Raw genomic sequence first — 8419 nt, 5'->3', positions numbered from 1 at the left:
CCGCCGCGGCCGGCCGGCCGTTCGACCAGGAGGCCGACGACCGGCGCCGCGAGGAGATCGAAGGTCAGATCAGCGCCGAGTCACACTCGTTCTTCATGAGCGGCAAGCTCTACGACGACGGTGTCCTCGACCCTCGTGACACCCGCACCGTGCTCGGTATCGCCCTGTCCGCCGCTCATTCGGGCCCGATCGAGGGGCGCCGCGGCTACGGCGTCTTCAGGATGTGAGTGCTGTGGTCACCAAGCTGCTGATTGCCAACCGCGGTGAGATCGCCTCAAGGATCATCCGCACCGCCCACGAGCTGGACATCGCCACGGTGGCGGTCTTCTCCGACCCGGACGCCGACGCCCCGTTCGCCCGCGAGGCCGACGAGGCGGTCCGGCTGCCCGGCGCGACCCCGACCGAGACGTACCTGCGGGGCGACCTGGTGATCGCCGCCGCCCAGCGCACCGGGGCCGACGCGATCCACCCCGGCTACGGCTTCCTGTCGGAGAACGCCGACTTCGCCAGGGCCTGCGCCGACGCCGGCATCACCTTCGTCGGGCCGCCCCCGGACGCCATCGACGCGATGGGGTCGAAGACCAGGGCGAAGGAACTGATGGACAAGGCCGGGGTGCCCGTCCTGCCCGGCCTGGTCATCGACGCCGACCTGCTCGCCGACGGTGGCCAGCTCTCCCAGGCCGCCGCGGACCTGGCGTTCCCGCTGCTGGTCAAGGCCGCCTACGGCGGTGGTGGACGCGGCATGCGCATCGTCCGCCAGGTCGACGAGCTCGCGGAGGCGGTCGCCGGTGCGCAGCGCGAGGCGGCCTCGGCGTTCGGGAACGCGACGGTGTTCCTGGAGCACTATGTCGAGCGTCCCCGGCACATCGAGGTGCAGATCTTCGCCGACCAGCACGGCAACGCGGTGCACCTGTTCGAGCGGGAGTGCTCCATCCAGCGCCGCTACCAGAAGATCATCGAGGAGGCCCCCTCGGTCGCCGTCGACGACGAGCTGCGCGAGCGCCTCGGCTCGGCCGCGGTCGCGGCCGCGAACGCGATCGGCTATGTCGGTGCCGGAACGGTGGAGTTCGTCCTCGACCAGCAGGGGCAGTTCTTCTTCCTCGAGGTGAACACGCGGCTGCAGGTCGAGCACCCGGTCACCGAGGAGATAACCGGCCTCGACCTCGTCCGCGCCCAACTCCTGGTGGCCGAGGGCGCGCCCCTGCCCGACGAGCTGCGCCAGGCGCGCATCAACGGGCACGCCATCGAGGTCCGGCTGTACGCCGAGGACGTCCCGGCCGGCTTCCTGCCGGCGACCGGGACGGTGCACCACTTCGAGGTGCCGGCGCTGACGGGGATCCGCGTCGACAGCGGGATCGCCGACGGGTCGGTGATCGGCGTGCACTACGACCCGATGCTCGCCAAGATCATCGCACATGGCCCGACCCGGGCGGACGCCATCCGCCGCCTCGGCCGGGCTCTCGCCCGCACCCGGGTGGACGGCGTGACCACCAACCGTGAGCTGCTGGTGGGCATCCTGCGCGAGGAGGAGTTCCGCGCCGGCAGCATCGACACCGGGTATCTCAACCGGCACGACCCGGTGGCGCTGAGCACCCCGGCCCTGCCCGACGACGTCCTGGCGACCCATCTGCTGGCGGCCACGCTCACCGCCGCCACCCGGCGCCAGGCGAACGCGGTGCTGCCGACACTGCCGCCGGGGTGGCGCAACGTCCCGACCGAGGCCCAGCGCACCGTGCTGGAGGTGGCTGGCAGGGCGATCGAGGTCCGCTACCGCCAGTATGGCAACCGGGTCGAGGCCAGCGTGGACGGCCGCGCGCTGGAGGCGCTGGTCCACCGCGTCGACGCCGGCCTGGTCGACATCACCGTCGACGGTGTCCGCGCGACCGTGTACGTGACCCGTGACGGGGCGGTCTTCCACCTCGACGGCCGCGGCGCCTCGACCGTGGCACGGGAGGTCCCACGGTTCGTCGAACCGGGCGCGAACGTCGCCCCGGGCTCGCTGGTCGCGCCCATGCCGGGCACAGTCGTCCGGGTCGTCGTGGAGGAGGGCGCGACCGTCACCACCGGTGACGTGGTGCTGGTCCTGGAGGCGATGAAGATGGAGCACACCGTCACCGCCCCCCAGGACGGCGTGGTGGTGGAGATCAACGCGCGCCAGGGCCAGACCGTCGACGGCGGCCATGTCCTGGCCGTGCTCGCCGCCGACGGTGAGCAGTCATGACGGCACCGGTCACCTGTGTCCTGGACGGACCGGTGGCCTGGCCGACCATCGACCGGCCGCGGACGCGCAACGCGCTGTCGGCCGGCGTCAGGCAGGGGCCGCGTGACGGTGAGGGCACCCCGGAAGGCCCCCGGGCCTTCCGGGAGAAGCGCACGCCGGTCTGGAGCGGACGCTGATGGCCGCCGACATCGGCCCGCTGCTGGCCGACCTGGCAGCCGAGACCGAGGAGCTGACGGCTGCGCTGCGCGGCCTTGACGAGCCCGACTGGCTCACGCCGACACCGGCCGCCGGCTGGGACATCAAGGACCAGGTCAGCCACCTGGCCTACTTCGACGACGTGACAACGCTCGCCGCGACCAACCCGGACTGCTTCGACATCGAGGCGAAGAAGCTGACCGCCCTCGGTGGGGACTTCGCCGCGCAGGTCGCCCTGTGGTACCGGGACCGCTCGGGCAGCCAGCTGCTCACATGGTTCGAGCAGGCGCGCGGCACACTGCTGGACACGCTGAGGGCGATCGAGCCCGGGACGAAGCTGCCCTGGTTCGGCCCGCCGATGAGCGCCCCGAGCTCCGCCACCGCCCGGCTGATGGAGACCTGGGCGCACGGGCAGGACGTCGCCGACGCCCTGGGGGTGCGGCGTGAGCCGACCGCCCGGCTGCGCCACATCGCGCACCTCGGCGTCGCGACGGTCCGCTGGAGCTTCGTCGTCCGGCAGCTGCCCCCGCCCGACAGCCCGATCCGGATCAGCCTCACCGCCCCCGACGGCTCGCTGTGGCAGTGGGGGCCGCCGGACGCGGCCGACGTCATCACCGGCCCGGCGCTCGACTTCTGCCTGCTCGTCACCCAGCGTCGCCACCACGCGGACCTCGGCCTGCGGGCCACCGGGGCCACCGCGGCCCGCTTCCTCGAGATCGCCCAGGTCTTCGCCGGGCCGCCGGGCCCGGGGCGTCCCCCCGGTGGGCAGCACCCGTGACAGCGATCCCCTCAGCAACCCCCTCGTCGGCCGTCCCATCGGCCTCGCAGGAAGGATGGTGCCGCACGTGACCACACCGGCCGCACAGCGGCGTCCGATACGCATCGCCAACTGCTCGGGTTTCTACGGGGACCGTATCGACGCCGCGAAGCAGATGGTCGACGGCGGCCCGATCGACGTGCTGACCGGCGACTACCTCGCCGAGCTGACGATGCTGATCCTGTGGAAGGCCCGGCGTCGCGACCCCGAGGCCGGGTACGCCCGCACCTTCCTCACCCAGCTCGAGCAGGTGCTCGCGACCAGCCTGGAGCGCGGCATCAAGATCGTTGCCAACGCCGGCGGCCTCAACCCCCGTGGCCTGGCCGAGCAGGTGACCAAGCTCGCCGCGGGCCTTGGGCTCTCCCCCCGCGTCGCCTACGTCACCGGTGACGATCTCGTGGGCCGCATCGACGAGCTGCAGGCGGCCGGCGAGCCANNNNCAGGCGGCCGGCGAGCCGTTCGTCAACCTCGACACCGGACGCAAGCTCGCCGAGCTGGGCGTGCAGCCGGTGACCGCCAACGCCTATCTCGGCGGATGGGGCATCGCCGCCGCGCTGGAGGCGGGCGCCGACATCGTCGTGACGCCCCGGGTGACCGACGCGTCCCTCGTGGTCGGCCCCGCGGCCTGGTGGCACCGCTGGGAACGGACCGACTGGGACCAGCTCGCCGGAGCGGTCGCGGCGGGCCACGTGATCGAGTGCGGCCCGCAGGCCTGCGGCGGCAACTACGCGTTCCTGTCGGAGGTCACCGACCGGCGCTACCCGGGGTTCCCCATCGCGGAGGTGGCCGCCGACGGCAGCAGCGTCATCACCAAGCACCCCGACACCGGCGGCCTGGTCTCGGTCGGCACGGTCACGGCCCAGCTGCTCTACGAGATCGCCGGCCCCGCGTACGCCAACCCCGACGTCGTCGCCCATTTCGACACCGCCGAGCTGACGCAGGAGGGCCCGGACCGGGTGCTGCTGAGCGGCACCCGCGGCAGCGCCCCGTCGGACAAGCTGAAGGTCGCCGTGAACTACCTCGGCGGCTACCGCAACACGATGACCCTGGTCATCACCGGCCTCGACATCGAGGAGAAGGCCGCGTGGGCCCGCCAGGAGCTGTTCGACATCCTCGGCGGCGAGGACTCCTTCGACGCCGTCGACGTGCGGCTGCTGCGTTTCGACCACGACAACGCCGAGATCAACGCGCTGGCGACCGCGCACCTGCAGGTCACGGTCAAGGACCGTGATCCCGCGCGTGTCGGCCGGTCCTTCTCGAACGCGACCATGGCCCTCCCGCTGGGGGGTTATGCCGGCTTCCACACCACGACACCACCCACCAGCGAGAGCGCGTACGGCGTCTACTGGCCCACGCTCGTCGCCCGGGACGTCGTCACCCAGCGGGTCGTGCTCGACGACGGCTCCGAGTTCGTCATCGAGCACAGCCCGTCGGCGCCGCAGCCTCCGGCCGCCGCGGAGGAGCCCGTGGGCGTGACGACCACCCCGCCGGTGGGCACGGGCGAACGGGTGCGGGTCCCGCTCGGGCGTCTGGCCGGCGCCCGCTCCGGGGACAAGGGCGGCAACGCGAACGTGGGTATCTGGGCCCGGGACGACGCCACCTACGCCTGGCTCGCCGCCGAGCTGACCACGCGGAAGTTCGCCGAACTGGTACCGGAGGCCGCCAGCCTGGAGATCCGCAGGTATGAGCTGGCGAACCTGCGCGCGCTCAACTTCGTCGTCGTCGGGCTGCTGGGGGAGGGGGTCGCCTCGGCGACCCGCCCCGACCCGCAGGCGAAGGGTTTCGGCGAGTACGTGCGTTCTCGCCACATCGACGTACCCGCCGAGCTCGTCCGGTAGGAACGATCTCCTCCGGCGAAGGCCCGGTGGGAACGCGGCGGGGACGTGGCGACGTCGAGTTGGTCGCGACGTTCCCCGCGGTACCGGTAGGCCGGTCGGCTGCCTCACACCGAAGGGCAGACCGGGCGGCGCGCGCCGGATCGCGCGTGCGGCACATGCGGCGCGCTGGCGCGGGAAACCGGTACGGGGTGTCGCGGACGGCCCCGGCATGCTCTGGAAGCCATGCCGGGGCCGTCCTGCGTACGGGGCCGGGGAGCATGGAGCGGGACGTGCCCGCGGGCNACGGGCGCCCGCGGGGTCTCCTGGCGATCTGCTGTGGTCATGGGCCGCCCGGCCGGGTGGTGTCGGGCGGGCCGACGTTCCCGCCCGGCCGGACGGCCCGTACTCATCGGGTGGCCGCCGCTCCTTCGATCTCCGCTTCTTCGGCGTCTGACCCTTCGGCGTCGCCGTGCGCGCTCGAGAGGATCTCGACCGTGCCGGCGGTGCCGTCGACCCGTACCCGGTCGCCGGTCCGCACGACGCGGGTGCCGGTCCGGGTGTTCACCACGCACGGGATACCGAGCTCGCGTGCCACGACGGCGGCGTGACTGAGCGCGCCGCCGATGTCGACCACCAGACCCGCGGAGATGAACATGATCGACGACCAGCTCGGGTCGGTGGTCGGGGCCACCAGGATCTCGTCGGGTTCGACGTCGGCGAAGGCGGGGTCGGTCACCACCCGGGCGACGCCCTCGACCACGCCGCTGCTCACCCCGATCCCGCTGATCACCCGTTCCCCCGACGGGTCCGTCGCGGGGTCCGCCGCCGTGACGAGGGAGGGCTGTGGCGACCCCTTCCACTCACCCGGAATGGTCACCTGCTGGTACTGGGCGCGGCGCTCCCGGCGNCTCCCGGCGGCGGGCCACCAGCGCGGTGGTGTCCGCCGGCAGGTCGCCGGTGAGTTCGTCCACGGTCAGGTGGAAGACCTCCTCCGGGTCCGCCAGCCGCCCGTCCGCGGCGAGCAGCGCGCCGATCCGCCGAGCGCAGGCCCGAGCGACGTCGAAGGCCTGGAGAAACGACCGTTTCGGCACGCCCCGCAGCGGCAGCNCAGCCGGGCGGCGGCCAGCCGCAACGCCGTCCGCGCGGCCGGCCGGCCGGTGACGGGCAGCGCCGCGACGACCTCCCGCTGCGCCTCGGCGAGCTGAAGGCGGCGGGCCTGCTCCCGGGCAACCGGATCCGCGGAGTCGTCCCGCCTGGCGTAGTCCTCGATGATCTTCCGCAGCGGGGAGTCGTCCTCGCGCCACACCCGGCTGGACAGCTCGCCCTCGAACGGTCCGTGGAAACCGTGCCGACCGACCACGTCCTCGACGGTCAGCTCGCCGCGGGAGGCCCGCCAGATGTCGGCGACGACCGCCATCTCGGCGCCGCCGACGCCGCCCAGCGTGGCGATGTCCCCGACCCCGGCCCGTTCGACGATCTTCCGCAGCGTGTCGTAGAGCGGCTGCATCGTGCTCAGGATCAGGATCGACTGGAGGGTGACGGCGTAGTCGTGCCGGCGGGCGGCGTCCTGGAGCAGGGCGATCAGGTCGGCGTGCCCGAGCTGGTCCACCCGCGCCAGGCTGGCGCGCCACCACTCGTCGGTCTCCCGCGCGAGTTGCCGCGCCTTCTTCGGCGCCGTCGCGAAGGTCACGGGAAGCCGCCAGGCCACGGACGGGTAGCGCCGTGCCGTCGGAGCGAAGGCGATGTCCTCGGGAACCCGGCCGAGGATGCTCGCCACCGCGTCCGGCCCGGTCGTGCCGGGCATCCGGTCCCCGAGCAGGGCGAGGAACTCGGCCTGCATGGCGGGCCTGCCGTAGAAGATACGGATGTACCGCTGCGAGACGTCCGCCGGTACCCGGCTCTCGGCCCTGGTCAGCCCGCCGATCGCGCGGGCGGCCTCCCGCGGCGCGTGTTCGACCACGGGGGACCACAACGACCAGCTCAGCGGGGTCAGCACCCCGGGCATCGCCTCCCCGAGGTTGGACGTCGACCAGTGCAGCTCCGGGGCGCTGGGGTCGTGCAGCGGGTCCCAGTCGTCATACGGGTCGGCCACCGGCGCGGTGGCCGTCGGCGCTGTTTCGGCGGGCTGGGCGGCCGTGGCGGGTGGCGCCGGCCGGCGGCTCCAGACCGTTTCGGGCCTTGCCTGCAGGGTGAACAGCTCCCGCTGCCCGTCGGCGTCGGCGGGACCGAAGGCCCACTCGATGTCCACCGGGAACCCGAACGCCTCCTCGACGCGCCGGCCGACGCCCGCGAGCGCGACGGCCTCCTCCGTGCGCAGCGACGGCGTCTTCTGCAGCTCGGCGGGGACGTCGGTGAAGAGCAGCGCGTCGGCCTGCGCGTCGAACCGCCAGGCCTTCTCCTTGGGGTTGATCTGCTCGGCGGTGAGGGTGAGGGTCTCCTTGGCGACCCAGTAGCGGTCGGCGGTGACGTCCCCGCGCACGACGGCCTCCCCGAGGCCGAACGCGGACTCGATGTAGACGCGTGACCGGTCGCCGGTCGTCGGCTCCAGGGTCATCAGGACGCCGGCGGCTTCGGCGGGCACCATCGTCTGCACGACCACCGCCATCGCGACGTCCTCGACGGGCACCCCCAACCGGGCGCGATAGCCGATCGCCTGCGCGGTGAACAGGCTCGCCCAGCAGTCGAGCACCTTGGCGACGACGTCGTCGGCGCCGCGGATCCACAGGTAGGTCTCCTGCTGACCGGCGAACGAGGCGTCGGCGGTGTCCTCCGCGGTGGCGCTCGAGCGGACCGCGACGGGGATGCCCTGCTCATGATCACCATCGGCGGCGGCCGACGCGTGACCAAGTCCGGCGTAGGCCGCCCGCACCGCGGCGGCGACGTCGGACGTCATGACCGTGTCGACGAACAGCGCGCGGATCCGCTCGGAGACCTCGTGGTCGCCCGACGGGGTCCCGGCCCCGGCCAGCAACTGGTCGATCCGCGGGCCCAGGCCGGCGGCGGCGACGCCGGCCCGGTAGGCGTCCGTGGTGACGACGAAGCCCGGGGGGACCGGCAGGCCCTGGCTGATCAGTCTGCCCAGGCCGCTGGCCTTCCCGCCGACCAGGGCCGCGACGTCGTCATCGGCGCAGGACGCGAGCGGGAGGACGTGGACGGGGGCGTCTGGCCGTTCGGGCGCGGCTGGCACCGGGGACATCACTGCTCCAGGGGGCTCGATGGGTGGAGGGCGGGCTTCCTTGCGAAACTGTGTATTCCTCGCGAAGCCGGTGTCGAGAGGGATCCGGGGCCATGTCGGGGCCGCTGGCCGACGTTTTCAGTTGTCCGTCCGCGCCGGGGCGTCCGTGCGAGCCGCGGGCGCCGCTGTCGCGG

Annotated in this window: 6 protein-coding genes and 2 pseudogenes; 6 read left to right on the top strand and 2 right to left on the bottom strand. The window is 73.2% G+C overall.

Going from position 1 to position 8419, the window contains the following annotated elements; genetic code table 11:
- From FrCorBMG51_RS31215 to FrCorBMG51_RS13065, 6 genes and pseudogenes are all read left to right on the top strand, one after another.
- Nucleotides 1-227 (top strand): annotated as a pseudogene (locus FrCorBMG51_RS31215) (acyl-CoA carboxylase subunit beta); the annotation flags it as partial.
- Between the two features lie 5 nt (nucleotides 228-232).
- Nucleotides 233-2221 (top strand): ATP-binding protein, encoded by a 1989-nt coding sequence (locus FrCorBMG51_RS13080; protein WP_047223379.1) that lies wholly within the window; start codon nucleotides 233-235, stop codon nucleotides 2219-2221.
- Nucleotides 2218-2397: a hypothetical protein gene (locus FrCorBMG51_RS29640; protein ID WP_047223350.1), complete on the top strand. Its 180-nt coding sequence runs from the start codon at nucleotides 2218-2220 to the stop codon at nucleotides 2395-2397. Before FrCorBMG51_RS13080 ends, FrCorBMG51_RS29640 begins: the two co-directional genes overlap by 4 nt.
- Nucleotides 2397-3194, top strand: coding sequence for a TIGR03084 family metal-binding protein (locus FrCorBMG51_RS13070; protein ID WP_047223349.1), 798 nt, complete (start codon nucleotides 2397-2399; stop codon nucleotides 3192-3194). The genes FrCorBMG51_RS29640 and FrCorBMG51_RS13070 overlap by 1 nt, the downstream gene beginning before the upstream one ends.
- Nucleotides 3195-3249: 55 nt before the next feature.
- Nucleotides 3250-3606 (top strand): annotated as a pseudogene (locus FrCorBMG51_RS34745) (acyclic terpene utilization AtuA family protein); the annotation flags it as partial.
- Between the two features lie 13 nt (nucleotides 3607-3619).
- Nucleotides 3620-5071 (top strand): acyclic terpene utilization AtuA family protein, encoded by a 1452-nt coding sequence (locus tag FrCorBMG51_RS13065; RefSeq protein ID WP_235433544.1) that lies wholly within the window; start codon nucleotides 3620-3622, stop codon nucleotides 5069-5071.
- Nucleotides 5072-5456: 385 nt separating this feature from the next.
- Here FrCorBMG51_RS13065 and FrCorBMG51_RS29635 read toward each other — a convergent pair whose 3' ends face one another.
- Both FrCorBMG51_RS29635 and FrCorBMG51_RS25215 read right to left on the bottom strand, forming a co-directional pair.
- Nucleotides 5457-5927, bottom strand: coding sequence for a PEP-utilizing enzyme (locus tag FrCorBMG51_RS29635; RefSeq protein WP_200902440.1), 471 nt, complete (start codon nucleotides 5925-5927; stop codon nucleotides 5457-5459).
- Nucleotides 5928-6023: 96 nt separating this feature from the next.
- Complete coding sequence (locus FrCorBMG51_RS25215; RefSeq protein ID WP_200902439.1) at nucleotides 6024-8246, bottom strand: PEP/pyruvate-binding domain-containing protein; 2223 nt, start codon at nucleotides 8244-8246, stop codon at nucleotides 6024-6026.
- Between the last annotated feature and the right edge of the window lie 173 nt (nucleotides 8247-8419).

Origin of the sequence: Protofrankia coriariae (genome assembly GCF_001017755.1) — a bacterium.
Classification (GTDB): domain Bacteria; phylum Actinomycetota; class Actinomycetes; order Frankiales; family Frankiaceae; genus Protofrankia; species Protofrankia coriariae.
The sequence above is the reverse complement of the archived record's forward strand: the minus strand, read 5'-3'. Positions and strand labels throughout refer to the sequence as shown.